28 protein-coding genes and 3 tRNA genes are annotated in these 25,312 nt (G+C 70.5%); 21 read left to right on the top strand and 10 right to left on the bottom strand.

Annotation, left to right across the window (positions count from 1 at the left end; all coding sequences use genetic code 11):
* Positions 1–27: 27 nt before the first annotated feature.
* Positions 28–282, bottom strand: coding sequence for a hypothetical protein (locus AB0305_RS17655; RefSeq protein ID WP_364136209.1), 255 nt, complete (start codon positions 280–282; stop codon positions 28–30).
* A gap of 191 nt (positions 283–473) precedes the next feature.
* Here AB0305_RS17655 and AB0305_RS17650 point away from each other — a divergent pair, with 191 nt between their 5' ends.
* Positions 474–1,778, top strand: coding sequence for a cation:proton antiporter (locus AB0305_RS17650; protein WP_364136211.1), 1,305 nt, complete (start codon positions 474–476; stop codon positions 1,776–1,778).
* Between the two features lie 55 nt (positions 1,779–1,833).
* On the opposite strand, the gene hutG is transcribed toward AB0305_RS17650, so the two are convergent.
* Positions 1,834–2,826 carry a formimidoylglutamase gene (hutG, locus tag AB0305_RS17645; RefSeq protein ID WP_364136213.1) on the bottom strand — a complete coding sequence of 331 codons (993 nt, stop codon included), beginning with the start codon at positions 2,824–2,826 and terminating at the stop codon, positions 1,834–1,836.
* A 170-nt stretch (positions 2,827–2,996) separates the two neighbouring features.
* Entirely contained in the window at positions 2,997–4,439 is a 1,443-nt protein-coding gene (locus tag AB0305_RS17640; RefSeq protein ID WP_364136215.1) for an NCS2 family permease, read from the bottom strand.
* A 113-nt stretch (positions 4,440–4,552) separates the two neighbouring features.
* On the opposite strand from AB0305_RS17640, the gene AB0305_RS17635 reads away from it, so the two are divergent.
* On the top strand, positions 4,553–5,200 hold the full coding sequence (locus AB0305_RS17635; RefSeq protein ID WP_364136217.1) for a copper resistance CopC family protein: 648 nt from the start codon (positions 4,553–4,555) through the stop codon (positions 5,198–5,200).
* A gap of 26 nt (positions 5,201–5,226) precedes the next feature.
* Here the strand turns inward: AB0305_RS17635 and AB0305_RS17630 are convergent, their stop codons facing one another.
* The gene (locus AB0305_RS17630) at positions 5,227–5,898 is read right to left on the bottom strand and encodes an FAD-binding protein (protein WP_364136681.1); all 672 of its coding nucleotides are present in this window, start codon (positions 5,896–5,898) and stop codon (positions 5,227–5,229) included.
* 307 nt (positions 5,899–6,205) lie between these two features.
* On the opposite strand from AB0305_RS17630, the gene AB0305_RS17625 reads away from it, so the two are divergent.
* The 4 genes from AB0305_RS17625 (at position 6,206) to AB0305_RS17610 (ending at position 10,423) form a co-directional block, all read left to right on the top strand.
* Complete coding sequence (locus tag AB0305_RS17625) at positions 6,206–7,243, top strand: universal stress protein (RefSeq protein WP_364136219.1); 1,038 nt, start codon at positions 6,206–6,208, stop codon at positions 7,241–7,243.
* Between the two features lie 66 nt (positions 7,244–7,309).
* On the top strand, positions 7,310–8,446 hold the full coding sequence (locus AB0305_RS17620; protein WP_364136221.1) for a hypothetical protein: 1,137 nt from the start codon (positions 7,310–7,312) through the stop codon (positions 8,444–8,446).
* Positions 8,447–8,526: 80 nt separating this feature from the next.
* The gene (locus tag AB0305_RS17615) at positions 8,527–9,501 is read left to right on the top strand and encodes an ABC transporter ATP-binding protein (RefSeq protein ID WP_364136223.1); all 975 of its coding nucleotides are present in this window, start codon (positions 8,527–8,529) and stop codon (positions 9,499–9,501) included.
* Positions 9,488–10,423, top strand: a complete 936-nt coding sequence (locus AB0305_RS17610; RefSeq protein WP_364136225.1) for an ABC transporter permease — start codon at positions 9,488–9,490, stop codon at positions 10,421–10,423. Before AB0305_RS17615 ends, AB0305_RS17610 begins: the two co-directional genes overlap by 14 nt.
* A gap of 13 nt (positions 10,424–10,436) precedes the next feature.
* On the opposite strand, the gene AB0305_RS17605 is transcribed toward AB0305_RS17610, so the two are convergent.
* The 4 genes from AB0305_RS17605 to AB0305_RS17590 all read right to left on the bottom strand — a co-directional run bounded on the left by AB0305_RS17605 (position 10,437) and on the right by AB0305_RS17590 (position 14,476).
* A complete protein-coding gene (locus tag AB0305_RS17605) occupies positions 10,437–11,873 on the bottom strand; it encodes a C40 family peptidase (RefSeq protein ID WP_364136227.1) in 1,437 nt (478 codons plus the stop codon).
* Positions 11,874–12,068: 195 nt separating this feature from the next.
* Positions 12,069–12,503, bottom strand: coding sequence for a metallopeptidase family protein (locus tag AB0305_RS17600; RefSeq protein WP_364136229.1), 435 nt, complete (start codon positions 12,501–12,503; stop codon positions 12,069–12,071).
* A 9-nt stretch (positions 12,504–12,512) separates the two neighbouring features.
* Entirely contained in the window at positions 12,513–13,505 is a 993-nt protein-coding gene (locus AB0305_RS17595) for a DMT family transporter (protein ID WP_364136231.1), read from the bottom strand.
* An 89-nt stretch (positions 13,506–13,594) separates the two neighbouring features.
* Positions 13,595–14,476, bottom strand: a complete 882-nt coding sequence (locus AB0305_RS17590; RefSeq protein ID WP_364136232.1) for an ArgP/LysG family DNA-binding transcriptional regulator — start codon at positions 14,474–14,476, stop codon at positions 13,595–13,597.
* 68 nt (positions 14,477–14,544) lie between these two features.
* On the opposite strand from AB0305_RS17590, the gene AB0305_RS17585 reads away from it, so the two are divergent.
* Complete coding sequence (locus tag AB0305_RS17585) at positions 14,545–15,147, top strand: LysE/ArgO family amino acid transporter (RefSeq protein WP_364136234.1); 603 nt, start codon at positions 14,545–14,547, stop codon at positions 15,145–15,147.
* Between the two features lie 19 nt (positions 15,148–15,166).
* Here AB0305_RS17585 and AB0305_RS17580 read toward each other — a convergent pair whose 3' ends face one another.
* Complete coding sequence (locus AB0305_RS17580) at positions 15,167–16,201, bottom strand: PHP domain-containing protein (protein WP_364136236.1); 1,035 nt, start codon at positions 16,199–16,201, stop codon at positions 15,167–15,169.
* Between the two features lie 194 nt (positions 16,202–16,395).
* Between AB0305_RS17580 and AB0305_RS17575 the strand changes: the two genes are divergently transcribed.
* The 14 genes from AB0305_RS17575 (at position 16,396) to AB0305_RS17510 (ending at position 24,638) form a co-directional block, all read left to right on the top strand.
* Positions 16,396–16,468: transfer RNA gene (locus AB0305_RS17575), tRNA-Glu, on the top strand.
* A gap of 111 nt (positions 16,469–16,579) precedes the next feature.
* Positions 16,580–16,653, top strand: a tRNA-Asp gene (locus AB0305_RS17570).
* Positions 16,654–16,701: 48 nt separating this feature from the next.
* Positions 16,702–16,777 (top strand) — tRNA-Phe (locus tag AB0305_RS17565).
* A 180-nt stretch (positions 16,778–16,957) separates the two neighbouring features.
* Positions 16,958–17,422 (top strand): hypothetical protein, encoded by a 465-nt coding sequence (locus AB0305_RS17560; protein ID WP_364136238.1) that lies wholly within the window; start codon positions 16,958–16,960, stop codon positions 17,420–17,422.
* Between the two features lie 80 nt (positions 17,423–17,502).
* Entirely contained in the window at positions 17,503–17,961 is a 459-nt protein-coding gene (locus AB0305_RS17555; protein WP_364136240.1) for an Asp23/Gls24 family envelope stress response protein, read from the top strand.
* Complete coding sequence (locus tag AB0305_RS17550; protein WP_290256848.1) at positions 17,958–18,149, top strand: hypothetical protein; 192 nt, start codon at positions 17,958–17,960, stop codon at positions 18,147–18,149. The genes AB0305_RS17555 and AB0305_RS17550 overlap by 4 nt, the downstream gene beginning before the upstream one ends.
* Complete coding sequence (locus tag AB0305_RS17545; RefSeq protein ID WP_364136242.1) at positions 18,146–18,514, top strand: hypothetical protein; 369 nt, start codon at positions 18,146–18,148, stop codon at positions 18,512–18,514. The genes AB0305_RS17550 and AB0305_RS17545 overlap by 4 nt, the downstream gene beginning before the upstream one ends.
* Positions 18,511–19,179 carry a hypothetical protein gene (locus AB0305_RS17540; protein ID WP_364136244.1) on the top strand — a complete coding sequence of 223 codons (669 nt, stop codon included), beginning with the start codon at positions 18,511–18,513 and terminating at the stop codon, positions 19,177–19,179. The genes AB0305_RS17545 and AB0305_RS17540 overlap by 4 nt, the downstream gene beginning before the upstream one ends.
* A complete protein-coding gene (locus tag AB0305_RS17535; protein WP_364136246.1) occupies positions 19,176–19,787 on the top strand; it encodes a hypothetical protein in 612 nt (203 codons plus the stop codon). Before AB0305_RS17540 ends, AB0305_RS17535 begins: the two co-directional genes overlap by 4 nt.
* Before the next feature lie 142 nt (positions 19,788–19,929).
* On the top strand, positions 19,930–21,222 hold the full coding sequence (locus AB0305_RS17530) for an ABC transporter substrate-binding protein (RefSeq protein WP_290256844.1): 1,293 nt from the start codon (positions 19,930–19,932) through the stop codon (positions 21,220–21,222).
* Between the two features lie 6 nt (positions 21,223–21,228).
* Positions 21,229–22,269, top strand: coding sequence for a sugar ABC transporter permease (locus tag AB0305_RS17525; RefSeq protein WP_364136248.1), 1,041 nt, complete (start codon positions 21,229–21,231; stop codon positions 22,267–22,269).
* On the top strand, positions 22,266–23,156 hold the full coding sequence (locus AB0305_RS17520; protein ID WP_364136250.1) for a carbohydrate ABC transporter permease: 891 nt from the start codon (positions 22,266–22,268) through the stop codon (positions 23,154–23,156). Before AB0305_RS17525 ends, AB0305_RS17520 begins: the two co-directional genes overlap by 4 nt.
* Positions 23,157–23,175: 19 nt before the next feature.
* A complete protein-coding gene (locus AB0305_RS17515) occupies positions 23,176–23,430 on the top strand; it encodes a hypothetical protein (RefSeq protein WP_364136252.1) in 255 nt (84 codons plus the stop codon).
* Between the two features lie 149 nt (positions 23,431–23,579).
* The gene (locus AB0305_RS17510) at positions 23,580–24,638 is read left to right on the top strand and encodes a LacI family DNA-binding transcriptional regulator (protein ID WP_364136683.1); all 1,059 of its coding nucleotides are present in this window, start codon (positions 23,580–23,582) and stop codon (positions 24,636–24,638) included.
* A 35-nt stretch (positions 24,639–24,673) separates the two neighbouring features.
* Here AB0305_RS17510 and AB0305_RS17505 read toward each other — a convergent pair.
* The coding region (locus AB0305_RS17505) for a hypothetical protein (RefSeq protein ID WP_366173514.1) at positions 24,674–25,312 on the bottom strand (639 nt) is incomplete at its 5' end.

Genomic DNA, 25,312 nt, shown 5'->3' with positions numbered 1-25,312 from the left:
CCGGCCTTCCGCATGTCCAGGAGTCCGCTACGCGGCGATGGCCTCGTGGCTCTCGTGGGTCTCGTGGGTCTCGCCGAAGGGCACGGTGTCATCGAGGGACACGGTGTAGGCGCCCGGCTGGTGCCGGGTGACCCGGATGCCGCAGCGTCGTTCGACGGCCGCCGAGGCGATCAGGGTGTTGACGGCGTTTTCGAGGCCGCTGTGGACTTCGCGCGCACTGTCAAACGAGAGGCTGATGGACGTGGCATCGGGGCCGACGGCCCGCATGGTGTGTGTGTTCATTACTGGTCTTTCGTTGAATCAGGCCGTTTGGCCGCCCTCTATTCTAGTCTGCGGGGCACGATGGGCCTGTCCGGAGCCGGTAGGGTGCAAGAAGCGGTACACGATTGAGGCAACGGCACCCTCCCCTGCGGGGGCCGCGCCCGGACCCCCGGCCCGGGCCCGCAATCCGGTTTCCACAGGAGGGCATGCGCATGTTTGAAGCTCCCAGCATCGTTTTTACCGCGGCCGGGATCGCCGTCTTCGTGGCCGCCATCCTGCCGAAGCTCCTGCGCAACGCGCCCCTGTCCATGCCGATGGTCTTCCTCGGCGGCGGCATGCTGGCCTTCACGCTCATCCCCTCGCTGCCGGACCCTGACCCGTTGCAGCACGGGGACTTCGTGGCCCACCTCACCGAGGTCTGCGTCATCATCTCGCTGATGGGCGCGGGCCTGGCGCTGGACCGTCCCGTCGGCCGGAAGGCGTGGTCCACCACCTGGCGGATGCTGGGCCTGGCCATGCCGCTGTGCATCGTGGGCCTGACCCTGCTGGGGCTCTGGTTCCTGGGCCTGGGACTGGGGGCGGCACTCCTGGTGGCCGCGGCCCTCGCCCCCACGGACCCCGTGCTGGCCTCCGAGGTCCAGGTGGGGGAGCCGGCGGACGAGGACGAGGAGACCGAACGCGAGGACGAGATCCGGTTCGGGCTGACCTCCGAGGCGGGGCTCAACGACGGTCTGGCCTTCCCGTTCGTGTACCTGGCCATCGCCATCAGCTTCGTCGGTGCCGCACCCTCGGCCTGGTTGGGCCACTTCCTGGCCGTGGACCTGCTGTGGCGGATCGTCATCGGCGTCCTGCTCGGCTTCGGCACGGGCAAGCTGCTGGGACGGCTCTTCTTCACCGCCCGGCACGAGACCATCCGGCTCTCCAACCACTCGGAAGGCTTCGTGGCCCTCGCGGCCACCTTCCTGGCCTACGGCGTCACCCAGCTGCTGGACGGCTACGGCTTCGTGGCAGTCTTCGTCTGCGCCCTCACCATCCGGGCGGCGGAGCGCACCCACGGCTTCCACCGGGTCATGCACTCCTACGTCGAACAGCTCGAGCGGCTGCTGACCGTGGTGATCCTGGTCCTGCTGGGCGGAGCGATTGCCCGCGGGCTGCTGGCCGGCATCGGCTGGACCGAGGTGCTGGTGGCGCTGGCGTTCCTGCTGATAGTGCGGCCGCTGGCCGGGTGGCTGGGGCTGGCGCGGGGCAAGACCGGCCCGCGGGAACGGATCGCCATCTCCTTCTTCGGCATCCGCGGCATCGGCTCGCTCTACTACCTGGCGTTTGCCGTGGCGCACGGAAACTTCGCCGCCCAGGCCCAGCAGCTCTGGGCCTTCGTCGGCCTGGTGGTGGCTATGTCGATCGTGCTGCACGGGGCCACCACGGCCCCGGTGATGAACCGGCTGGACCGGCTGCGGCAGCGCCGCGCGATCGAGGTCCACGGCGACGAGGACCACGCCCCGCACACCCCCATCTAGGCAATTCCCGGCCATCCAGGTAATTCCGGGCACCGGGCAGTGCCCCGCCCCGGCGTCAGCGGAGCAGCGTGTCGATCAGCCGCGCCGCGACCTTGGCGGTGCGCGCATCGACGTCGTACTCCGGGTTCAGCTCCGCGACGTCCACGTGGAACAGCTTTCCGCTCGCCGCCACCTGCCGGCAGACGGCCGCGATCACCGGCAGCGGCACCCCGTAGGCGGCCGGGGCGCTGACACCCGGCGCCACCGACGCGGGCAGCACGTCCAGGTCGACCGTCAGGTAGAGCGCATCCACCCGGTCCAGGAACCGTGCGACGAACGCCGCCGCGGCGTCCGCGGTGCAATCCTCGTCCAGCAGGTACTCCACACCCAGGCGATCGGCGGTGCGGAACAGGGCGGCGGTGTTGTTGGGTTCGGAGATGCCGACGACGGCGTACTCCAGTGCGCGCCCCGCGGCGGCCTCGGCGCGGGCCATCTGCAGGAACGGGGTGCCGGAACTGGGGACCGGCTCGTCCCGCAGGTCGAAGTGGGCGTCCAGGTTCAGCACCCCCACGCGCAGCCCGTCCCGGACCGCTCCGCTCCCGGCCACGCCCAGGTAGCTGGCGAAGGCGGTTTCGTGGCCGCCGCCCAGCACCACCGGCAGCGCACCGGCGTCGAGCAGGCCGCTGAGGATCCGCCCGGCCCGTACCTGGCCGGCTTCGAGTTCGTCCCCCTCGACGGTGATGTCCCCGGCGTCGTGGACGGGCCGGCCGGCGTGGAAGGCGAGGGGGCCTAGGGCGGCACGGAGGGCAGCCGGGGCCGCGGCCGCGCCGGGGCGGCCCTTGTTCCGCCGGACGCCGGCGTCGCTGGCAAATCCGAGCAGGACCGCGGCACGGGAATCCCCGGACGTGGGTGTGGGGGTGCCTCCTGCCCGGTCCGGGGAGGCTTCCGGGGAGGCCCCCGGATACGGCGTGACCGCCTGCCACCAGCGGCGGTGCTCGGCGCCGTCGCCGTCGAATCTTCCGGACCAGGGCTGGGGCGCGACGTCGGGGCCGGGGGAGATGGGAGGCATGCTCCAAGCTCACCGCAGCGGCCGGCGGAAAACCAGCGCACCCGCCGCCGTCCTGTCCGGAATCCCGGAAATCGCCCGGCGCCGGGGACAACTCGGGGCTTAAACGCCGGAGGGCACCCCGCCGCGGTGAAACACTGCGGCGGGGTGCCCTCCGGAAGAGTGACTGACTCCTAGTGGATGCCCAGCGCGGCCTCGATCGGGCCGATGCCGAAGAACAGCAGGAACGCGGCGGCCACGGCCCACATCAGCGGGTGGATTTCGCGGGCCCGGCCCTGGAAGAGGCGGATCAGCACGAAGGAGATGAATCCGGCGCCCAGGCCGTTGGCGATCGAGTAGGTGAACGGCATCAGGGTGAAGGTCAGGAAGGCCGGAATCGCGATGCCCCAGTCCTGCCAGTCGATCTTGCCCACCTGGGAGACCATCATGAAGCCCACCACCACCAGCGCGGGGGCCACGGCCTCGAACGGAACCAGGTTGATCAGCGGGGTGAAGAACATGGCCACGAGGAACAGCAGGCCGGTGACCACGGAGGCCAGGCCAGTGCGTGCGCCCTCGCCGATGCCCGCGCCCGACTCGACGTAGATCTGGTTGGAGGAGACGGACGCGCCGCCGCCCACGATCGCGCCCAGCGCGTCGATCTGCAGGACGCGGTCAACGTTGGGGATGTTGCCGTCCTTGTCGATGGTGCCGGCCTCGGTGGCCAGGCCCACCATGGTGCCCATGGCGTCGAAGAAGATGCTGAGCAGGATCACGAAGGCCAGCAGGGTGGCAGCGACGACGCCGAGGTGTTCGAAAGCGCCGAACGGGTTGGCCTTGCCGATCAGCGAAAGGTCCGGGGCGGCCCATTCGGTGAACTTCGGTGCCACCAGGGACCAGCCCTGCGGGTTGTGGGTCTTGCCGTCGAAGCTGGGGCCGATGTGCAGCGTGAATTCCAGGATCACGGAAAGGATCGTGGAGGTGATGATGCCGATCAGGATGGCGCCCTTGACCTTGCGGACCACCAGGGCGATGGTCAGGATCAGGCCGAAGACGAACACGAAGGTGGGCCAGCCGAGCAGCTTGCCGTCGAAGCCCAGGCCAACGGGAACGGTGGTGCCGGCGACGTCGGGGATGCGGCGGACGAAACCGGCGTTGACCAGGCCGATCAGGGCGATGAACAGGCCGATGCCCACCACGATCGCGGTCTTGAGGCCCTCCGGGACGGCCTTGAACACGGCGGTCCGGAAGCCGGTGAGGACCAGGATCAGCATGGTGACGCCGGAGAGCACCACCAGGCCCATCATGTCCGGCCAGGTCAGGCCCGGGTTGGTGGCGACCGTGACGGCCACGAAGGCGTTGACGCCGAGGCCCGTGGCCAGGGCGAACGGGTGCTTGGCCCAGGCGCCCATCAGGATGGTCAGGATGCCGGCCACAAAGGCCGTGACGGCGGCGACGGCGGGGAAGCCGAGGGTGCCGCCGGATGAGTCCGCGCCCGAGAGGATCAGCGGGTTGAGAACCACGATGTAGCTCATGGCGAAGAACGTGGCGAACCCGCCGCGGATTTCACGGGAGAAGTTCGACCCCCGTTCGGAAATCTTGAAATACCGGTCGAGTGCAGAGCCCTGCTTAAGCATTGGTCCTCCGGGAGGGAAAAGGGTGTTGGCTAAATCCTATTAGGAGTGACGGCGCCCACCTGCCAGATTCGCCTAGTCTGTAAGGAAGCCAACACTCAAGGAGTCGTTCCGTCATGCCTTCTTACCGCTACACTCCCGCTTCCGCCCTGGTCCGTTACCTGACCGCGGCGCTGCTCTTCGTCGCGGCCGCGCTGGGGCTGGCCGTCCTGGGGGCAGCGCCCGCGTCCGCCCATGACTCGGTGGAATCCACCAGCCCGACGGCCGACGCCAGCCTGCCCGCCCCGCCGCAAAAGGTCTCGATCACCCTGAGCAACCACCCCCTGGCGATCGGCTCGCAGATCAAGGTCAACGACGCCGGCGGCACCAACTGGGCGGACGGCGGCGTGCAGATCGTTGACAACGTCGCCTCCCAGCCGCTGAAGCCCGGCGCCCCCGCCGGTCGGTTCACGGTGCAGTGGCGCGTGGCCAGCTCCGACGGCCACCCGATCGAGGGAACCTTCGGCTTCACCGCGGCGGCCGCGGCCCCGGGGGCGGGCACGTCCGTATCCCCGGGGGCGACGCCGGCCGCGGGCGCCAACACCGTCCCGACCATGGGTACCGCCGAGCCGGGCACGACTATCGCCCCGACGCCGGTGAAGGACGCGTCCGAGCCGTTTCCGTGGAGCATCGTGATTTTCGTGGCCGTCGCCATCGGCATCCTGGTGGCACTTGGCCTGATGGCGAAGCGCCGGCTGCAGGCCGGCGACGACGACCGGCCGTAACCCGGCCTGCGTTGTCGCCTGGCGGTTCAGGCGGGCAGTGCCAGCTGGCCGCCGAGCAGGGACGGCAGGCCCTCCGGGTGAACCTTGGCCGAGATGGCCTGGCCGACGACCTTGGCCTGCCGCAGCACTTCCTTCGGCGTTGGGGTGATCAGCTCGCCCACGCCCACAAGATACATGCCGAGGGCGTGCATGGCGGCCATCAGGTTCTGGCCGACGGCGACGCCGAGCTCCACCAGCATGCGCCGCAGCTGGCTGTGCGCGCAGCGGGTGAGCACCAGGTGGTCTGCGTAGAGAATTCCGCCCGGGGTCCGGACCGCCCAGCCCTGGGCCGGCGCCACGGCGTACTCGGGGCCGGACGTTCCTGCCAGGCAGGCTGGGCCCGCGGCGGTGCCGTCGGCCATCAGCCGGTCCAGCTGCAGGGCGCGGACCGAGCCGCGGACGTCAAGGTTATGGCTGGCGGCGTAGTTGCGGAGGTGGCGGAGGATTTCGTTGCGTTCCCGCAGCGTGGCCGCGTCGGCCGCGTCGCAGCGCTGGAGGGACGAGGTGTTGGCCGGGTTGCCGGCCCCGAGAAGATCCAGGCCGTCCACCACAATGGCGCCGACGCCGCGGCGCTGCAGCTCGCTGGCCACCGCCAAACCGGACAGACCCGTTCCGATGACCACAGTGCTGGTCCGTTCGATTCCGCCGTTCACAGGCATGCTCGACACTGCAGGGTCCCTCCTCAAATAATGCCGGATCCGGGCCCGTGCCCGGACAGCTTTCCGGACCCGCCACAGGGCATCCCAGGGGGATGATCAGATCTGAAAGACGAGTCTCGGTTCAGCAATGCCTCAGAGGATACCCAACAATTCTGACCGTGAACAGACCCGCGTTAAAGACTTTGACGCAATGCCCGCGGACGGGCGTGCGGGCCGGCCGACGGCGGTCCGCGGAGGTGCGCGCCGCCGCCCCTGCGATCTGGCAGAATAGCCGCAACACAGCCACATTCGCGAGGAGGCGGACCCCATGGCCGAGGAACAGACGCACCCATACCGCGACGGCGATTCCGGCGGGGAACGCCCCGCCGTGCGCGGCATCGTCGTCGGCGTCGACGGCTCCGAGCACAGCCACTGTGCCCTCGTGTGGGCGGCCAGGGAAGCCGAACGACGGCAGGAACCGCTGCACATCGTCACCGCCTACTCGGTGCCCGTCTTCGCCGCCTCCGGACTCGACGGCGGCTACGCCACCGTGGACGACTCCGTCATCCGCGAGGGCGCCGAGGCCATCCTCAAGCAGGCCATGGACAAGGTGGCCGGCTACTCGATCGACGTGGACGCCTCGGTGGAGAACGGCGACGCCTCCGGGGTCCTGCTGGAGATGACCGAGACCGCGGACCTGCTGGTCTTCGGCACCCGGGGCCGGGGCGGATTCGTCGGCCGGCTGCTCGGGTCGGTCAGCAGTGCCCTGCCCGCCCACGCCAAGTGCCCCACCGTGACCGTGCCGCTGGTCTGCGGCGACCGGCTGGGCGAGACCACCGAGGACCGGCACGTCCGGGCGGAGCGCGAGAAGTCGGGCCACCAGCCGGTGGAGAACGTCGTGGTGGTGGGCGTCGACGGCTCCGACCAGGCCCGGGTGGCCGTCCTTGAGGCCGCCGCCGAGGCGGAGCGGCTCGCCGCGAAGCTGCGGATTGTCTGCGCCGTACCGCAGTACAGCGGCTCGCTCGCCTGGGTTCCCGCCCCGATGGACCGGGAGGCCCTGTTCGCCGACATCCGGGTCCAGCTCGACGCCGGGGTCGCCTGGGTGAAGAGCCACTTCCCCAACCTGGAGGTGGAGACCAGCCTGGTGGACGGCTCGCCGGTGGACGTCCTGGTCGAAGCCAGCCGCCACGTGGAACTGGTGGTGGTGGGCACCCGCGGCCGCGGCGGCTTCGCCGGAATGCTCCTGGGCTCCACCTCGGACGGCATCCTGCACCACACCAAGGGACCGGTCATGGTGGTCCCGGACCGGGAGGATCCGCGCCTGGCGGACCGGGCCAACTTCGGGCCGGTGCTCGGCCGCTCCTGAGCGTGATGCCCGTCACCGGCGGGCGTAGAGTTAATACATGAACTGCCATGCAGGAGCGCGGTCGTCATGACCCGCACGTGGCTGCGCTGGATGCCAGCCGCCGTCGTCCCCGCCGTGATCGCCGCCGGAGTCCTGGCGGGGTCCGTCCCGGCCAGCGCCAAGGATCCGCTGCCATCGAAGACCCCGGCCGAGGTGATCGCCCTCATGGCCGGGCAACACCAGGCCGCGTTCTCCGGCACGCTGGACCAGGCCTCCAGCCTGGGCCTTCCCCAACTGCCCACCACCGGGCCGGGAAGCTCCCCGGAGACCGCCTGGCTCGAGCTGCTGACCGGACCGCACACGGCGCGCGTCTACCGCAACGGAACCGAGAACCTCCGCGTGCAGGTGCTGGACCGGCTCGCCGAACGCGACGTCATCCGCAGCGGCAACGATCTCTGGCTCTACTCCTCCAAGGACAACTCCGCCGCCCACGCCGTCATCCCCGCCGACGCCGGACATCAGGGCATGGGCAAGGGCGCCGGATCCGGGACCGACGCCGGGGCGGTCCCCACGCCGGATGCGCTGGCAGCGAAGCTCCTGGCCGCGCTCGAACCCAGCAGCGATGTGGCCGTCGCGCCGGACGTCGACGTCGCCGGCCGCTCTGCCTACCAGCTGGTCCTCACCCCGAAGAGCCCGGACACGCTGATGGCCTCGGCGGCGATCATGGTGGACGGCCAGACGGGGCTGCCGCTGGGCGTGGAACTGAAGGCCCGCGGCCAGGCGGACCCCGCTTTCCGGGTGGCGTTCAGTGCCATCTCGCTGACCGCCCCGGAGGACGGAATCTTCCAGTTCACCCCGCCGGCCGGCGCCAGTGTCAAGGAACTTCCCGCCCGGGATCCCTCTGGGCAGGATCACTCCGGCCAGGCCGCCCACAAGCCGTCCGGAACCGGCAAGGACCCGCAGGCCGGGAAGCGCAAGGTCAGCGGCAGCGGCTGGGATTCCGTGCTGGAACTGCCCGCCGGCACCCTGACGCCCCCGGCATCCGGCGCCGCCGGTGCCACGCCGGGCAATGCGGCGGCCCTGCTCCAACAGGCCGCGGTCCCCGTGGCGGGTGGCCGGCTGTTGTCCACGGCACTTCTGAATGTCCTGATTCTCGACGACGGACGGGTGTTCCTGGGGTCCGTGCCGCTGGCGCGGCTGCAGGCCGCGGCCGGCGGCCAGTGACCGACCGCTCCGGGCGTGCCGGGAACCCCGTCTCCCCGGTGCGGGAGACGCCTCCGGGGAGTGCGGCGGCCCCGGCGCGTGTGGCCTCCCCGGGTCCCGGGCCGTCCGGCCTCAGCATCGAGACCCGCGGCCTGAGTAAACGGTTCGGCCGCCAGCTGGCGGTCGACGGCGTCGACCTGGCCGTCCCCACGGGCTCCGTCTTCGGGTTCCTCGGCCCCAACGGCTCGGGGAAGACCACCACCATCCGGATCCTGCTGGGCCTGGCCGCGGCCTCCGCCGGAACCGTCCACGTCCTGGGCGAGGAGATGCCGCGGCAGCTGCGCTCCGTGCTCCCACGAGTCGGCGCCCTGGTCGAGGGCCCCGCCTTCTACCCGTTCCTCTCGGGCACGGCCAACCTGCTGCGGTTCGACGCCGCGGACCCCGAGGCCCCGGCCCGGACCCGGCGCGCCCGGGTCCACCGGGCGCTGGAACGGGTGGGACTGACCCACGCCGCGGACAAGCCGGTCAAGGCCTACTCCCTGGGCATGAAGCAGCGGCTGGGCATCGCCAACGCGTTGCTGGCCCCGCGCGAGCTCCTGGTCCTGGACGAGCCCACCAACGGCCTGGACCCGCAGGGTACCCGCGAGGTGCGGCACCTTGTGCGGTCCCTCGCCGCGGACGGCACCACCGTCTTCGTCTCCAGCCACCTGCTGGCCGAGGTGGAACAAATCTGCACACACGCCGCAATCATGAGCGCCGGACGCGTGGTGGCCCAGGGGACGCTGGCGCAGCTCCGGCAGGACGGCCACGCCCGGGTGCGGCTGCGTACCCCCGACCCCGACGACGCCGTCCGGGTCCTCCGCGGCCTGGGCCTTGCCGCCGGGGCCGGACAGGACGGGGAAGTCACCGCGCCGCTGCCGGAAGGCCCCGCCGTGGCGCCGCAGCCCCCGCCGGAAAATCTGGTCTCCGCCCTGGTGGCCGCCGGCGTCAGGGTGCGGGGCTTCGCGGTGGAGCAGGGCAGCCTGGAGGACCGCTTCGTGGAACTGACCGGGGAGGGCTTCGATGTCGCCCGCTGAACCGGCGCCGCAGGAGACGCCTGCATCCGAATCGGGGCCTGCGGACCAATCCCGGTCCGAGCGCCAGCCCAGGACAGCGTCCCGGCCGTCGGCATCGCCCAGTCCCGCGCCGGTGCTCCGGCTGCTCGGCTCGGAACTGGCCGTGCTGTTCCGCCGCCGCCGCACCTGGGCCATGCTGCTGGCGCTCGCCGCGATCCCGGTCCTGATCGCCGTCGCCGTCCGGCTCTCCTCTGCCGTGCCGCCGGGGCGCGGCCCCGCCTTCCTGGACCGGATCAGTCAAAACGGACTGTTCGTCGGGATCACGGCCATGGTCGTGGCCGTCCCGTTGTTCCTGCCGCTGACGGTGGGAGTGGTGGCCGGGGACACCCTCGCCGGCGAGGCCGGCCAGGGCACCCTGCGGTATCTGCTGGCGGCCCCGGCCGGACGCGGCCGCCTGGTGCTGGTGAAGTACCTTGCCGCGGCGGCGTTCGCCGTGGCCGCCCCCGCCGCCGTCGCCCTGGCCGGCGCGGGGATCGGCGCCCTGCTCTTCCCGGTGGGGCCGGTGACGCTGCTCTCCGGGGACACCATCGGCGTCGCCGAGGCGGTGGGCCGGCTGCTCCTGACCGCCGCGTACCTGGCGGTGTCCCTGCTGGGGCTCTCCGCCGTCGGGCTGTTCGTTTCTTCCCTCACCGACGTGCCGGTCGGGGCGATGGCGGCCACCGTGGTCCTGGCCGTGGTCTCGCAGGTGGCGGACGCGCTGCCGCAGCTGGACTGGCTCCATCCCTGGCTGCTCAGCCACCGCTGGCTGGACTTTGCCGACCTGCTCCGGCAGCCGGTCGGCTGGGATTCGTTCGGCGCCAACGCGCTGCTTCAGGCCGGGTATGTGGCGGTGTTCGGCGCCTTGGCCTACGCCCGGTTCGCCACCAAGGACGTCCTGTCCTGACGCCCGGACCGCGTCAGTAGCGGGCCGCGTAAGGGTAGAGCTGCATGCCGGACATCGCGGCGATGTCCGTGACGGTGATCCCGGCGTCCGGGTTCAGGGCTTGGACCACCCGGCCGCCGCCCAGGTAAATGGCCACGTGGTAGAAGCCTGGGGCGGAGCCCCAGACCAGCAGGTCGCCCGGCTGGGCGGCGGAGAGCGGAACCTTCACCGGCGCCTGGGCGAACTGGTCCGCCGCGGTGCGCGGGAGGCGTTTGCCGGCGGCGGCGAAGGCGTTCTGGACCAGCCCTGAGCAGTCGAAGCCGTAGGCTCCCGTGCCGCCGTACTGGTAGAAGTAGGGCGCGCCCACCTTGGCCAGGGCCGAGGAGATCGCCACCTGGTTGGAGCCGCCGGTGGACGGCGGCAGGACCGGCGCGGGGGCCGGCTGTTCCGGGGCGGGCTGGACGGGAGCCGGCTGGACCGGTGCGGGCGCGACCGGCGCCGGCGCGGCGGCCGGCGGTGCCGGCTGGGCCGGAGCGGGTGCGGGCTGTTGAGCCGCTGGAGAGTTCAACTGGGTGTTTCCGGTGGTGTCGGCCGGCTGGTTCCCGGATTGCGGCGCGGACGGGGCGGTGCCCGCCTGTCCCGGCTGCGGGGCCCTGGCCGCCGCTGCCGTCACCGCGGCCAGCTGCGCCTCCTGGCGCTGGCGTTCCAGCCCGTCCACCCGCTCGGTCTCGAGGGCGGCGGTGGTGTTGCGGAGGGTGGCGAGCTGGCCCACCAGCACGGTCTTCTGCGCCGCGGCCTCGGTCACGGCCCGCTGTCGCTCGGTGTTGGCCCGCTCGGCGTCGGACTTGCGGGATTCCGCGGTGGCCGCGGCGTCATCGGCCGCGCGGCGGGCCTCGGCGGCGGCGTCTTTGGTGGAGGCGGCTGCCGCGGCGGCGGTTTCCGCGGCCTGGAACGCCCGGGTGCGGCTGGCCGCGACGGATTCCAGCGTGGCGGCCTGCTGCAGCGTCTCGCCGTTGCCGCCCACCAGGCTGCCCAGGCCCGGAGTCATGCCGCCGTTGCGGTACAGGTCGCCGGCGAGCTGCCCGATGACCTTGCGGGCCTTGGCCTGCTCGGCCTCCGCGGCGGAGGCCTTCGCGTCCGCGAGCGCGGCGGCATCCTTGCGGATCTGCAGCTGCACCAGCGCATCGGTGTAGGCGTTGTTGGCGGCCAGGGAGGCGGCCATGCCGGTGTCGCGGGCCACGGAGGCGTCGGCAAGGAGGCCGTCGATCCGGTCCACCTCGGCGGCGGCAGCGGCGGCGTCGGACTTCGCGGCGGCGATCTCCTCGGGGGACGGCAGCTCGGGCGAGGCGGGGACCCGCTGGACGGTGGCCGGGGCGGCGGTGGCCGCGTGCGCCGGGAGCGCGGCGGCACCCAGGAGGACGACGGCGGTACACAGGGCCGCGGCCCTGCCGCCGGTTCCGGACCAGATCATGGGAAAACCTCGCTGCAGTCAGGCTGGCGCGAGCGAGGGGAGGAGTGATGGCAACGAAAAAAGACCCTCTGCGGATCGCCCAGCAGGCTTGAGGCTACGTGCCAAAAGCCACTTTGGCAACAGAGGTCACATGAATAACATAAACAACACGAGTGTCATTCGGAAGCGATTGCTCCGGCGTGTCGCGGCGTCGGCTCAGCCCCAGCCGAGCTCATGCAGCCGCGCGTCGTCGATGCCGAAGTGGTGGGCAATCTCGTGCACCACCGTGACCGTGACCTCGTGCACCACCTCCTCGCGGGAGGCGCAGAGATCCAGGATGGGGCCGCGGTAGATGGTGATCCGGTCCGGCAGCGATCCTGCGTCCCACCAGGAGTCCCGCTCGGTCAGGGGCACGCCCTCGTAGAGGCCCAACAGGACCGTCTCCGGGTCCTCGCCGGGCTGCGGGACGTAGTCGTCTTCGATAAAGACGGCCACATTGTTCATCGTCGCGGCCAGCCGCGGGGGGATCCGGTCCAGGGCGTCAGTGACCGCCGTCTCGAAGTCGTCCGCCGACATCGCGAACCCGGCGCCGCCGTCGTCGTCGTTTCCGGCGGGTACGATCGGCAGTCCGGGCGGCAGGGACGCGGTCATGGGAAAACCCTACGCCGGGCGCGGACGTGACCGGCGGCGGGTCAGCGCGACGCCCGCCAGGCAGATCACGCCGCCCACCAGTCCCCACACGGTGGGGATCTCACCCAGCAGCAGCCAGGAAATGAGGATGGTGGTGCCCGGCACCAGGTAGGTGGTGGCGGCCAGGCGGCCGGCGTCGATCAGGGACAGCGCATAGGCCCAGGTGGTGAACGCGATGGCGGTGGGGAAGACGCCGAGGTAGACCAGCCCCAGGGTGGCCGGCAGCGGGGCGGCCTGGACCTCCGTGACGAGCTGGCCCGCGAAGGGCAGGCAGCACAGCGCGCCCACGAGGATGCCGAACCAGGTGGCCTGGGCCGCGGGGACCTTGCGCAGCACGGGTTTCTGGACGATGACGCTGACGGCGGCGAGGGCGGCGGCCAGCAGGCAGAGCAGCACGCCGGCCACGTCCCCCTTCGACTGTTGCCCGGAACCGAGCGCGATCACCGCCACGCCGCCGAAGGCCACCAGGCTGCCGATGATCAGCCAGCGCGGGAAGCCTTCCTTGAGGATGATCCCCGCCATCACCGCCACCAGGATGGGGTTGACGTTGATCAGCAGCGCGGCCGTCCCGGCGTCCAGGAGGTGCTCGGCGGCGTTGAGGGCCACGTTGTAGCCGCCGAACCACATCACCCCGTAGGCCAGGATGGGCCACCATTCACGGCCCCGCGGGATGATGCCGGTGCGGCGCAGTTGCGGCAGCACCACCACGCCGAGCGCGACGACGGCCACGGCCAGCCGGCCCAGGGTGAGGCTGCCGGGGGAGAAGCTGGGGCCGACGGCGCGGATTCCCACGAAGGCCGACGCCCACAGCAGCACGGTGACGACGACGGCGGCGATGCCGCGGCCGCTGACGGCGGGCGGCGTGCCCGGGGTGCGCGGGGGCTCAGGGAGGGCGGGATCCGCGGGTGCCGTGAGGTTGCTGTGCTGGGGGAGTCCAGTGCCGTTGCCGGCCGTTGTTGCCATAGTGCCAATCTAGCTCCCGCCGGAGCGTCCCGGCTGGCGGAAATCGGCCACGTCTCGTCGAGTTCCTGCCAGGCCGGGGTGGGACCCGCTCAGTGCAGGACGCTGGCGGCGGCCCGGATGGCGTCTGCGACCCCGGTCAGGGCGGCGGACCCCTGCCGCCACTGCTGCCAGTAGAGGGTCACGTCCACCGGGGTCCCGGGGGAGAGCAGGCCGAGGCGGCCGGACCGGAGGTCCCCGTCCAGCTCCAGGTCCGGCATCAGGCCCCAGCCCAGGCCCTGCCGGATGGCGTCGGCGAACTCCTGCGCGGCGGGGATGTAGTGCCGCGGCGGCCGGGATCCGGAGGACTGCATCGAGGCCAGCCACCGGTCCTGAAGGTCGTCCTTGCGGTCGAAGGCCATCATGGGCGCCTGGTCCAGGGCGTAAGCGGAGAATCCATCCGGGAACCAGCGGCGGGCAAAGTCCGGGGTGCAGGCCGCCAGGTACCGCATGGTCCCGAGTCGCCGGGAGGTGCAGCCGGGCACCGGTTCAGCGGTGGCGGTCACGGCCGCGGCGGCCGCCCCGGACCGGAGCAGGTCCAGCGAATGTTCCTGGTCCTCGCGCAGGATCTCCAGCCGGGCCGCGGCACCGGCCGCCACCACTCCGGGCAGTGCCCACGTGTGCAGGGAATCGCTGTTGATCACCAGTGTCAGCCGCGGGGCGGTATGGGGCCCGGCCGGCTGGAGTTCCTCGGCCAGGTCCGCGGTGAGCAGTTCCAGCCGCCGGGCGTAGCGCACCACCACGTGGCCGGCGTCGGTCAGCGCCGGCGGACGGCCCCGGGTCAGCACGGGCCGTCCGACGGCGGTCTCCAGGGCGCGGATCCGCTGGCTTACGGCGGAGGCTGTGACGGACAGCCCGTCCGCGGCCGCCTCGAAGCTCCCCTCTGCCACGATGGCCGCCAGCGTGCGGGCCTGCTCCGGCGTGATATCAATCATTAGCCCAGCTTATGTTGCCGCAGAATCATTAACTGGTTTCAATCTTCCGCGCGGCCTACGGTGGCAGGGTGATCCTTCCGCTGCTCACCGGCCTATCCGCCGGGCTCTCCCTCATTGTCGCCATCGGCGCGCAGAACGTCTTTGTCCTCCGGCAAGGCATCCAGCGCTCGCATGTGGGCTTGGTGGTGGCCGTGTGCGCCGCCTCGGATCTGGTGCTGATCCTGGCCGGCGTCGCCGGGATCGGGGTGCTGCTGGACCGGGCGCCCGCCGCCATCACCGTGATCCGGTGGGCCGGGGCCGCGTTCCTCCTTGCCTACGGGCTGATGGCGGCGCGGCGGGCATTCCGGGGCGAGCGGATGGAAATTTCCGGCGGCGGCCAGCCCCGGCCGCGGCTGGCGATCCTGGGCGCCTGCCTCGCCTTCACCTGGCTCAACCCGCACGTATATCTCGACACCGTGCTGCTGCTTGGCTCGCTCGCCGCGGCCCAGGGCGATCCCGGCCGGTGGTGGTTCGGCGCCGGCGCCGGCCTGGGAAGCATCCTCTGGTTCACCGCGCTGGGCGTCGGCGCGCGGTACCTCGCGCGGCTCTTCCGGCGCCGCGGGGCCTGGCGGGTGCTGGACGCGTGCGTCGCCGTCGTCATGGTGGCCCTGGCGGTGGCCCTCCTGGCCTGAGGTGCGGGGCGGCGGTGCGCTACCGCCCCCGCCCGGCCCACTCCAGGAGCCGCTCCACCGGCCAGGTGGTGATGATCCGGTCCGCGGGGACCCCGTTGCTCTCCGCCCGTTCCGCCCCGTACTGGAGGAAGTCCAGCTGGCCCGGGGCGTGCGCGTCGCTGTCGATGCTGAACAGGCAGCCTGCCTCGAGGGCCAGCTGGACCAGCTCGTCCGGCGGGTCCTGGCGTTCGGGGCGGGAGTTGATCTCCACGGCCACGTCGTGTTCGGCGCAGGCGGCGAAGACTGCCTTCGCGTCGAAGTCCGACGGCGGCCGCGTCCCCCGTGATCCGGAGAGCAGCCGGCCGGTGCAGTGGCCCAGGATCCGGGTGTGCGGGTCCCGGATACCCCCGAGCATCCGGGCGGTCATGGTCCGGGTGTCCGCCCGGAGCTTCGAGTGGACACTGGCCACCACCATGTCCAGCCGGCCCAGCAGTTCCGGGCTCTGGTCAAGGGTCCCGTCCTCCAGGATGTCCACCTCGATGCCGGCCAGCAGGCGGGTCCGCACCCGGCCGTCGTCGTCCTGGTCCGCCTCGATCCCCGGCAACAGGTCCAGTTGCTCACCCAGCCGCTCCGGGCTCAGGCCGTTGGCCACCTTGAGGTTCGGCGAATGGTCCGTGAGTGCTAGGTATTCCCGGCCCAGGGTGCGGGCCGCGTCCAGCATGGCCTCGATCGGGGATCCGCCGTCGGACCAGTTGCTGTGGCTGTGCAGGTCCCCGCGCAGCCGGGCCGCCAACTCGCGACCGCCCTCGGCCAGCGGAGTTGCGCCGCGTTCCCTCAAGTCGGCGAGGTAGTCGGGCACCCGGCCGTCCACCGCCTGGGCGATCACCTCGAACGTCCGGTCACCGATGCCCTTCATCCGCTTCAGCCGCCCGTCCGCACGGCGGGCCGCGAGCTCCTCGGGGGAGAGGTCCGCGACGGCGGCCGCCGCCTTACGGAAGGCCTGCACCTTGTACGTCCCGGCGAGCTCGCGCTCCAGCCAGAAAGCGATCTCGTTGAGGGCTGCGACGGCGTCCATCCGACCATCATCCACACACCCCGGCGGGCCCTGTCCAGAGCTTATTCCCGAATCGGACAACCGATTTTGGAGTTTCCGGAACTTGGCCCTATAGTTTTAGAGGTCCAGTTCGGAGGAACCCGGCGGGCGCAGGAATCACGGCTTCGGCGTGTGGCTTTTGTCCCGGCATCAATGGTTTGCCGGACGGCGTCCTGGCCCCCATCGTCTAGCGGCCTAGGACACCGCCCTTTCACGGCGGCGGCACGGGTTCGAATCCCGTTGGGGGTACGCAGGGAGCTGGTCAAACCGGGTGAAAAAGTCTGGTAAGCTAGAGTCCTTGAAAAAGTGCGGTAGCGATACGGCACGGGCAAGTAAACGCAGTAATAAGCAGTAACGCAAGGCCCTGTAGCGCAGTTGGTTAGCGCGCCGCCCTGTCACGGCGGAGGTCGCGGGTTCAAGTCCCGTCAGGGTCGCTTTGGTTGCCAGAAGAAATTCCGGCGGTCATGGTGACATGTCACCTAGGCTCTGTAGCTCAGTTGGTAGAGCGTTCGACTGAAAATCGAAAGGTCACCGGATCGACGCCGGTCGGAGCCACCACTGGGAAGCATCAGTCCGTTTCGGACTGGTGCTTTTCTTCTTTTAAGCCCCTTCCAGGGCCGGGTCGCCCGTTTGGGGACACGCCGGGACCCCGGGCTAGACTCGCACGCTGGGGAAGAACGCCAAGGCCACGGCCGGTCCTGCGGACCCCGTGGCGCAATCTCGACCAGAAGAGTGACCGTGAAGAACATCCTGCCCGCCGTTGCCCGCCCGCTGACCCTCGCCGCCGTCGTCTCCGCCCTGGCGTTGACCGCCTGCTCGGCCCCCGAAGCCTCCGCCCCGGCGTCGTCCGCTCCCGCGCCGGCCACGGCCTCTGCCACCGCAACGTCCAGCGCCACCGCCTCCTCCGGCCCGTGGGGCGACTTCCCGTCGGCCGCCGAGGCCTGCAAGACCATCTCCGAGCAGGCCACTGGCGCCTCGCTTCTGCCGATGTCCGCCGCGCAGGGCAAGACTGCCGAGCTGGAGCAGTACAAGGCGGAGCTGAGCCGGACCGCGGAGCGCGTGCCGGACAGCCTCAAGGCCGCCTTCAGCAAGCTGAACCAGGTGGCCGTGGCCGGCCTGAGCGACCAGACCGTGTACAGCAGTGGCAAATTCCAGACCGCCATGGCCCCCGTCACCGGCTGGATCGCCGCCAACTGCAAGTAGCCCGGCGGCCGGTTCCTCCCGCCTCATCCCCATCGTCGGTCCCACGGGCTAGGGTGGTGGAAAAGAGAAGGGAGTGCCCCATGGACCACCAGGATTCCCACCCGGCCGCTGCCGACGGCGCGCTGGTTCCGGCCGCGGCGTCCGCCGCCTCCGGCCGCACCGTTATTTCCGAGACCGCCGTCGCCAAGGTCGCCGGGATCGCCGCCCGCTCCGTGCCCGGCGTCTACTCGCTGGGCAGCGGCCCGTCCCGTGCCCTCGGTGCCATCCGCGACGCGGTAGGCAGCGTGGACCACGCCGCGGGCGTCCGCGCCGAGGTGGGCGAGACCCAGGTGGTCGTGGACATCGACCTGGTGGCCCTCTACGGCACGCCCCTGCACCCGCTGGCAGACCAGATCCGCGCCGCGGTATACGCGGCCGTGGAAGAACTTGTCGGCCTGCAGGTCATCGAGGTCAATGTCGAAATCCACGACGTGTTCGTCCCCGGCCCGCCCAAGCCGGCGGCCGCGGACGCCCGTCCCACGCGGGAGGTCCTGCAATGAGTCCCACCATCGCCGGTATTGCCGCCGGAGCGTTCCTGGCGTTCATGTCCTTTGCGTTCGGCGCCTGGGGCTTCCTTGGTTCCCTGCTCTTCATGGCGATCGGCGGGCTGCTGGGCCGCGCGGCGGAAGGGAAACTGGACCTTCGCGGAGTCCTCGACGCCATCACCGGCCGGCGCTCGTCCTCATGAGCGTGGCCACCGGGCGGCAGCTGGCCGGACACAACCGGATCAACACCCAGGCGCTGACGTCGGTGGCGCGCGCCGCGGCGGCCGAGGCGCTGGGCGTCCCGGCGCAGGACGTGCGCGCTGACTGGACGGACGACGACGGCCTGCTGGCCCTCTCGCTCGTCACCCCCATCGCCATCCCGTCGCTGACCAGCGTGCTGCGCGACCCGTCCCGGGTGGCGTCCTTCGGCGGACCCATCCAGGACCGTGCCGTCGCGGCCAAGGCGCAGATCCTGCGCCGGGTCACGGAGCTCAGCGGCGCGCAGCTGAGCCGCGTCGACATCCGCATCAGCGGCGCCTCCATCACCGACGGAGGGCGGGTCCGGTGACACACGCAGCGCAGCGGAACGACGTCCCCCCGGGCCCCCTGTCCGAGGGGCCCGGAAACCCCGCAACCTTTACCAATCCCGAATCCCCCGGCGAGGCCGCCAGGCAGCGGATCCTGGCCCGCGAGACCACCTCCTCCCGCGCCGGTGCCGCCGTGGTGGCGGCCATCCTGGTGATCGCCGTCTGCGGTTACGCGCTACTGGAAACGGCGGTGCGCGCCGTGGGCCAGCCGCCCTGGCTGATCGACCCGCAGACCGCGGCGGACCAGGTCACCGCCCTGCCCGCCGGGGTCCCGCCGGTCCTGCTGGGCACTGTGGGGGCCATCCTGCTGGCCGCGGGAGCGTGCTTCGTCATGGCCGCCGTCCTCCCCGGCCGCCGCGCCCGGCACGTCCTCGCCGACCCGCGCGCCGCCGTCGTCGTGGACGACGAGGTGATCGCCTCGGCCCTGGCCCGACGCGCCCGGCTGGCAGCCAATGTGACCCAGGAACAAGTCATGGTGGTGGTCTCCCGCCGCGAGGTCCAGGTCAATGTCCGGCCTACCTCCGGCGTCCTGCTGAGTGCCGGGGACGTCCAGGCCGCGGTCGAGGCCGAACTGCGCGACATGGCGCCCGAACCGATGCCCGCCGTCCGGGTCAACGTGGCCTCCTCGGGGGTGATCGGCGCATGAATGGCACTCCGCGCGTCCTGAACCGGATCCTGATCGGCGTCTTCGGCCTGGTGCTGCTGGCCGTCGGGCTGCTGCTGGTCCTGCTGGCCGCCGTGCCCGCCGTCGCCGCCTGGTGGCAGGGCTGGTCCGCTAACGTCTGGACCCACATCCGGTCCCTTTCCGAGAGCACGCGCATCCCCGGCCAGTCCGAGAGCTGGCTCTGGATCGTTATGGTCCTCCTGCTGATCGCCGTGATCGTGGCTATGGTGGCGTGGCTGGCGCAGCAGGGCAAGGGCCGGTCCAATATTCTCGTGACCGAGGACGACGCCGGCGAGGTCCCCGGCTACGTCCGGATCGGCGGCGGAGTGGCCGAGCAGGCGCTCCGAGCCGCCCTCGCAGGCCGCCCGGACCTGGCCGGCGCCACCGTGGCGACGTACGACTTCAGGGGCCGGCCCGGCCTCCGGATCCGGGTCCAGCCCCGCCAGGGCGTGGCCCCGCACCTGCTCGCGGCCGAGGTTTCGGCGCTGGTGGAAGCGCTGGACGCGGTGATCGGACGGCGGACTCCGGTGCTCATCCACATCGGTTCCGGGGCCCGCTCCAGGTTCGCCCGCGCCGAACGGGTGCGCTGACACCTGCTTCGTGTCGCGTTTGTGAAACTCTTCCGCAACTCGTGATGTAAACGCTTGCATTTTATTGGTAAGGCTGATTACTGTGATCGGTACCACATGAATGCATCACCGGTTCCACCGGTACTCAGCGAGGAGCACCTGTATGAAAACCCGTAAGTATCTACTTCCCGTGGCCGCGGCCGGTGTGCTGGCCCTCTCCCTGTCCGCCTGCGGTGGCGGCGGCAGCTCCAGCGGCGGCGGAGGCGGCAACTCGGGTGGCGGTGACGCGGCCGCAAACATGGACGGCCGGGGTCCCATCACGTACGTCCAGGGCAAGGACAACAGCAACGTCGTCCGCCCGCTGATCGAGAAGTGGAACGCGGCGCACCCGAACGAGAAGGTCACGTTCAAGGAGCAGACTGACCAGGCAGACCAGCAGCACGATGACCTGGTCCAGAACTTCCAGGCCAAGAACGCCAACTACGACGTGGTCAGCGTCGACGTCGTCTGGACCGCGGAGTTCGCCGCCAAGGGCTGGCTGCAGCCGCTCAAGGACAAGATGGCGCTGGACACCTCCGGCATGCTGAAGCCGACCCTCGACGCCGCCTCCTACAAGGGCACCCTCTACGCGGCCCCCGAATCCTCCGACGGCGGCATCCTGTACTACCGCAAGGACCTGGTCCCCACCCCGCCGAAGACCTGGGACGAGATGATGAGCATGTGCTCGATCGCCAAGTCCAACAACATGGGCTGCTACGCCGGCCAGTTCTCCAAGTACGAGGGCCTGACGGTGAACGCCTCCGAGGCGATCAACTCCGCCGGCGGTTCCGTCCTGGACAAGGACGGCAAGCCGAGCCTGACCACGGATGATGCCAAGGCCGGCCTCGGCAACCTGGCCAAGGCCTACGCAGACGGCAACATCCCGAAGGAAGCCATCACGTACAAGGAAGAGGAATCCCGCCAGGCATTCCAGGACGGCAAGCTGCTCTTCCTGCGCAACTGGCCCTACGTTTACAACCTGGCCACCACCGAAGGTTCCTCCAAGGTCAAGGACGTCCTGGGCATGACCGCCCTTCCGGGTAAGTCCGGCCCCGGTGCCTCCTCCCTCGGCGGCCACAGCGCCGGCATGAGCGTCTACTCCAAGAACAAGGCCACCGCGCTGGACTTCATGAAGTTCCTCACCACCGAAGAAACCCAGAAGTTCTTCGCCACCCAGGGTTCGCTGGCCCCGGTCCTGACCAAGCTGTACGACGACAAGGACCTGGTCGCCAAGCTGCCGTACCTGCCGGTGCTGAAGACCTCCATCGAGAACGCCGTCCCGCGCCCCGTGACCCCGTTCTACCCGGCCGTCAGCAAGGCCATCCAGGACAACGCATACTCGGCCATCAAGGGCGAGAAGGCTGTTGACGCAGCACTGTCCGACATGCAGAAGTCCATCGAAACCCAGTCAAAGTAGTCCATCATGGCAACCGAACTAGGCCCGACGCCGGTTAAGAAACCGGCGTCGGGCGGGGCCGCCCCGCAGCGGGCCCCGAAGAAGGGCGTGGGGGAGGACAACGTCATCGCGAGCCAGGGCAAGTGGGCTTCGTGGTTGCTCGCCCCCACCATCCTGGCGCTCTCCGTGGTGATCGTTTATCCGATCATCAGCGCCATCGTGATGTCCTTCCAGGCCGACGCCGGCCTGGACCCGGCCACCGGCCTCTTCACCGAGGGCGGCCCGGCCGGTTTCAGCAACTACGTCAACTGGATCGCTCAGCAGTGCTCCGCGCCCAACGGCGGAACCGTGGCCTGCCCGCCCGGTACCCTGGGCTCGCAGTTCTGGTCCGCGACCGCCACCACCTTCTTCTTCACGGTGGTGACGGTGGCCCTGGAAACCGTCCTCGGTTTCTGGATGGCCATGATCATGGCCCGCACCTTCAAGGGCCGCAGCCTGGTCCGCGCCGCCGTCCTGGTCCCGTGGGCCATCCCGACGGCCGTGACCGCCAAGCTCTGGCTGTTCATCTTCGCTTTCGAGGGCATTGCCAACAAGCTGTTCAACACCACCATCTTGTGGACCGGAAGCGAGTGGCCGGCCAAGTGGGCGGTTATCATCGCCGACGTCTGGAAGACGACGCCGTTCATGGCCCTGCTGATCCTGGCAGGCCTGCAGATGATCCCCGCCGAGGTGTACGAGGCGGCAAAGGTGGACGGTGCCACGGCGTGGCAGCGGTTCCGGATGATCACCCTGCCGCTGGTTCGCCCGGCGCTGATGGTGGCGATCTTGTTCCGCACGCTCGACGCGCTGCGCATGTTCGACCTGCCCTACATCCTCACCGGCGGCGCGAACAACACCACCACGCTGTCCATCCTGGTGATCAACCAGATCAGGCAGGGCTTCAACGTGGCGGCCGCGCTCTCCACCATCACCTTCATCATCATTTTCCTGGTTGCGTTCATCTTCGTCCGGTTCCTCGGAGCCAACGTGGTTGAGCAGCAGACCGGTGCCACGAGGGGGAAGAAATGACCGCCGCCGCCACCGAGCTGCGCGCGCAGCAGGACCGTGGGCGGCAGGCCGCCCAGAACCGGGAGAAGTGGGCACAGGGCCGTACCTACATCAGCGCGCTGGTGATCCTCATCTGGTGCCTCGCTCCGGCCTACTGGATGGTAGTGACGGCCTTCCGCGAGGTCGGGTTCACCTACGACACCTCGATCCTGCCCTCGCACGTGACGCTGGATAACTTCAATACCGCGTTCGACACCTCGTTCGGCAACCACTTCGGCCAGGCCCTGCTGAACAGCGTGTTCATCGGCGTCGTCGTCACCGTGGTGTCCCTGTTGATCGGCGTGTTCGCGGCCTACGCCCTGGCCCGGCTGAATTTCCGGTTCAAATTCCTGGTCCTGGGCTTCATCCTGGGCGCCTCGATGTTCCCCGGCGTGGCCCTCATTACCCCGCTGTTCCAGCTGTTCACCAACATCGGCTGGATGGGTACCTACCAGGCGCTGATCATCCCGAACATCTCGTTCGTGCTGCCGCTGACCGTCTACACCATGACCTCGTTCTTCCGCGAAATGCCGTGGGAGCTCGAGGAATCGGCCCGGGTGGACGGCTGCACGCAGGGACAGGCGTTCCGGAAGGTGATCATGCCGCTCGCGGCACCGGCCATCTTCACCACGGCGATCCTGGCGTTCATCTCCTCCTGGAATGAATTCCTGATCGCCAGCCAGCTCTCGTCCGACGCGACCCAGCCGGTCACCGTCGCGATCGCGAGCTTCGCCGGGGCCCAGCCGAACCAGATCCCGTACACGGCCATCATGGCCGCCGGCACCATCGTCACGATTCCGCTCGTGATCCTGGTGCTGGTGTTCCAGCGCAAGATCGTCGCCGGCCTCACCGCCGGCGCGGTCAAGTGATCCCGGGAACGGGGTCCTGATGGCAACGCCCGGAAACCAAGGTCAGGTTCGCGGCGCCAACCGCCGCGTCCGCTCCGGCGAGGACTTCGACATCATCATCGGGTTCCTTGGTTTCTGGGCCGTGGTCCTGCTGGCGGTCACCGTCTGGATGGAGGTGACCGCCCAGCCGGCCCTCGGCTGGGCGCTAGGCCTGCTGGTGACGCTGCTGGCGCTGTACGGAATGGTACGGCTGCGCCGGCGGCTGCCGGAGCGCACCGGCTCCCGCCGGCGCTGACCCCGGCGCTGACACGCAGCCGGACCCCGGACCCGGTCCGGGAGCCGCTTCAGGAGCCTGCCCGGCAGCGCGCAGGATCAAGAATTGAAACGGGCAGCCGCGAGGCTGCCCCGCCGGACGCCCGCGCGGCCGGACGACAAGGGGAAATGGTGGGACGGACAACAGACAGGGCGCAGCGCGGCGGCCATACCGGCGTCAGCATTGAGGACGTCGCGGCCGCGGCCGGCGTCTCCACCGCCACCGTCTCCCGCGCCGTCCGCGGCCTGCCCCGCGTCTCGCCCGCCACCCGGGAGAAGATCCTGGATATCGCCGAGACCCTCGGCTACGTGGCGTCGTCCTCGGCGTCGGGCCTGGCCACGGGCCGTACCCGCACCATCGGTGTCCTCGCCCCCTTCGTCAGCCGTTGGTTCTTCTCCAAGGCCATCGAGGGCGCGGACCGCGAACTCCACGGCCGGCAGTACAACCTCTCGCTGTTCAACCTTGGCGGCCACGGCAGCCGGCGCGAGCGGCTCTTCAGCAAAACCATGGTCTACAAGCAGATCGACGCGCTGCTGGTGCTCTGTATGGCGCTCAGCGAGGACGAACTGGACCATCTCCAGAAGATCGACATCCCGCTGGTGGTGGTGGGCGGCCACGTGGAGGGCTGCCCTTACATCGGGATCGACGACTACGCCGCAGCCTCCACCGCGGTGCGGCACCTGATCGACATCGGCCACCGGGATATCGCCCTGCTGCACGGCGACGACGAGACCGACCTGAACTTCGATGTCCCCCGGGTCCGCATCCGGGCCTTCCACGACGTCATGGCCGAGGCCGGCCTGCCGGTCCGGTCCGAATGGGACGAATGGGGTGACTTCACCGTCCGCAGCGGCCAGGAAGCCTTCCAGCGGCTGTGGCACCGCCCCGGCCCCAAGCCCACCGCCGTCTTCTGCGCCAGCGACGAGATGGCCATGGGCCTGATGTTTGCCGCGAACCAGTCCGGCGTCCGGATCCCCGAGGACCTCTCCGTGGTGGGCATCGATGATCACGAATTCTCCGCCAGCGTCGGGCTCACCACCGTCGCCCAGCACCCGGACGACCAGGCCGAGCTCGCCACCCGCATGCTGCTGGACGAGCTCGACGGCGTGGCCGGGGCGGTGCGCTCCACCGTAGCGCCGCACACGCTGATCGTCCGGAGTTCGACGGCGCCGCCCCGCGCGAAGGCGTAGGGCACGGGAACAGGTCCGGACGTGTTGCCCCGCCGCTAGGAGGCGCGGGCCAGCTGCCGGATCGGGATCCAGCGGGAGGCCAGCCGCCGGTAGGCCGCGGCGGCGCCGGTCATGTCCCCCTCGGCCAGGCACTCGATGCCCAGCCGCACATCCAGCGGCGATTCGTCCGGGTAGACCTTGTCCGCCACGGCGCCGTAGTCCAGCTCCACTACCGAGTCCGGGTGGAACAGCTCCAGCCATTCGGTGAGCTGGGTCAGGTCCTCGAGCATGTCCAGTTCCGGGGCGGCCAGCGCCAGGTGCGCGACGGCGGTCCGAGCCCGGTCCGTGGCCGCGGCCAGGGATGCCCGGATCCGCACGGTGACGATTCGCCCGTCGGCTTCGACGACGTCGGTGGGATCGGATTCCTGGAACAGGCAGAACCAGCTGAACGGGATACCCCAAGTGGAGGCCCGGGTGTGCACGCGGACCGAGCCCTCGCGGGCCTTGACCTGGTCGATCCGTTCCTGGTGCCGGTCGCGGACGTCCTCAGGGATCAGCAGCTGGGCCAGCTGGCCGTGGATGCCTTCCATCAGGGCGTTCGCGGCGAGGCCGGCCCGCAGCACCAGCTGGCTGGGGCAGTACAGCAGCCGCGCCGGCGCCGTCGCGGAGTGTGGAGCCGAGGCGGCGGTGGCGGC

The sequence above is a fragment of the Arthrobacter sp. NPDC080086 genome (assembly GCF_040702285.1).
Note: the sequence above shows the minus strand (reverse complement) of the source record. Positions and strands in the feature narration are given on the sequence as shown.

Bases quoted from the DNA above. Each gene is read 5' to 3' on its own strand.
- AB0305_RS17655 (WP_364136209.1), bottom strand. From the start codon at position 282: ATGAACACACACACCATGCGGGCCGTCGGCCCCGATGCCACGTCCATC.
- AB0305_RS17650 (WP_364136211.1), top strand. From the start codon at position 474: ATGTTTGAAGCTCCCAGCATCGTTTTTACCGCGGCCGGGATCGCCGTC.
- hutG (WP_364136213.1), bottom strand. From the start codon at position 2,826: ATGCCTCCCATCTCCCCCGGCCCCGACGTCGCGCCCCAGCCCTGGTCC.
- AB0305_RS17640 (WP_364136215.1), bottom strand. From the start codon at position 4,439: ATGCTTAAGCAGGGCTCTGCACTCGACCGGTATTTCAAGATTTCCGAA.
- AB0305_RS17635 (WP_364136217.1), top strand. From the start codon at position 4,553: ATGCCTTCTTACCGCTACACTCCCGCTTCCGCCCTGGTCCGTTACCTG.
- AB0305_RS17630 (WP_364136681.1), bottom strand. From the start codon at position 5,898: ATGCCTGTGAACGGCGGAATCGAACGGACCAGCACTGTGGTCATCGGA.
- AB0305_RS17625 (WP_364136219.1), top strand. From the start codon at position 6,206: ATGGCCGAGGAACAGACGCACCCATACCGCGACGGCGATTCCGGCGGG.
- AB0305_RS17620 (WP_364136221.1), top strand. From the start codon at position 7,310: ATGACCCGCACGTGGCTGCGCTGGATGCCAGCCGCCGTCGTCCCCGCC.
- AB0305_RS17610 (WP_364136225.1), top strand. From the start codon at position 9,488: ATGTCGCCCGCTGAACCGGCGCCGCAGGAGACGCCTGCATCCGAATCG.
- AB0305_RS17605 (WP_364136227.1), bottom strand. From the start codon at position 11,873: ATGATCTGGTCCGGAACCGGCGGCAGGGCCGCGGCCCTGTGTACCGCC.
- AB0305_RS17600 (WP_364136229.1), bottom strand. From the start codon at position 12,503: ATGACCGCGTCCCTGCCGCCCGGACTGCCGATCGTACCCGCCGGAAAC.
- AB0305_RS17595 (WP_364136231.1), bottom strand. From the start codon at position 13,505: ATGGCAACAACGGCCGGCAACGGCACTGGACTCCCCCAGCACAGCAAC.
- AB0305_RS17590 (WP_364136232.1), bottom strand. From the start codon at position 14,476: ATGATTGATATCACGCCGGAGCAGGCCCGCACGCTGGCGGCCATCGTG.
- AB0305_RS17580 (WP_364136236.1), bottom strand. From the start codon at position 16,201: ATGGACGCCGTCGCAGCCCTCAACGAGATCGCTTTCTGGCTGGAGCGC.
- AB0305_RS17555 (WP_364136240.1), top strand. From the start codon at position 17,503: ATGGACCACCAGGATTCCCACCCGGCCGCTGCCGACGGCGCGCTGGTT.
- AB0305_RS17550 (WP_290256848.1), top strand. From the start codon at position 17,958: ATGAGTCCCACCATCGCCGGTATTGCCGCCGGAGCGTTCCTGGCGTTC.
- AB0305_RS17545 (WP_364136242.1), top strand. From the start codon at position 18,146: ATGAGCGTGGCCACCGGGCGGCAGCTGGCCGGACACAACCGGATCAAC.
- AB0305_RS17535 (WP_364136246.1), top strand. From the start codon at position 19,176: ATGAATGGCACTCCGCGCGTCCTGAACCGGATCCTGATCGGCGTCTTC.
- AB0305_RS17530 (WP_290256844.1), top strand. From the start codon at position 19,930: ATGAAAACCCGTAAGTATCTACTTCCCGTGGCCGCGGCCGGTGTGCTG.
- AB0305_RS17525 (WP_364136248.1), top strand. From the start codon at position 21,229: ATGGCAACCGAACTAGGCCCGACGCCGGTTAAGAAACCGGCGTCGGGC.
- AB0305_RS17520 (WP_364136250.1), top strand. From the start codon at position 22,266: ATGACCGCCGCCGCCACCGAGCTGCGCGCGCAGCAGGACCGTGGGCGG.
- AB0305_RS17515 (WP_364136252.1), top strand. From the start codon at position 23,176: ATGGCAACGCCCGGAAACCAAGGTCAGGTTCGCGGCGCCAACCGCCGC.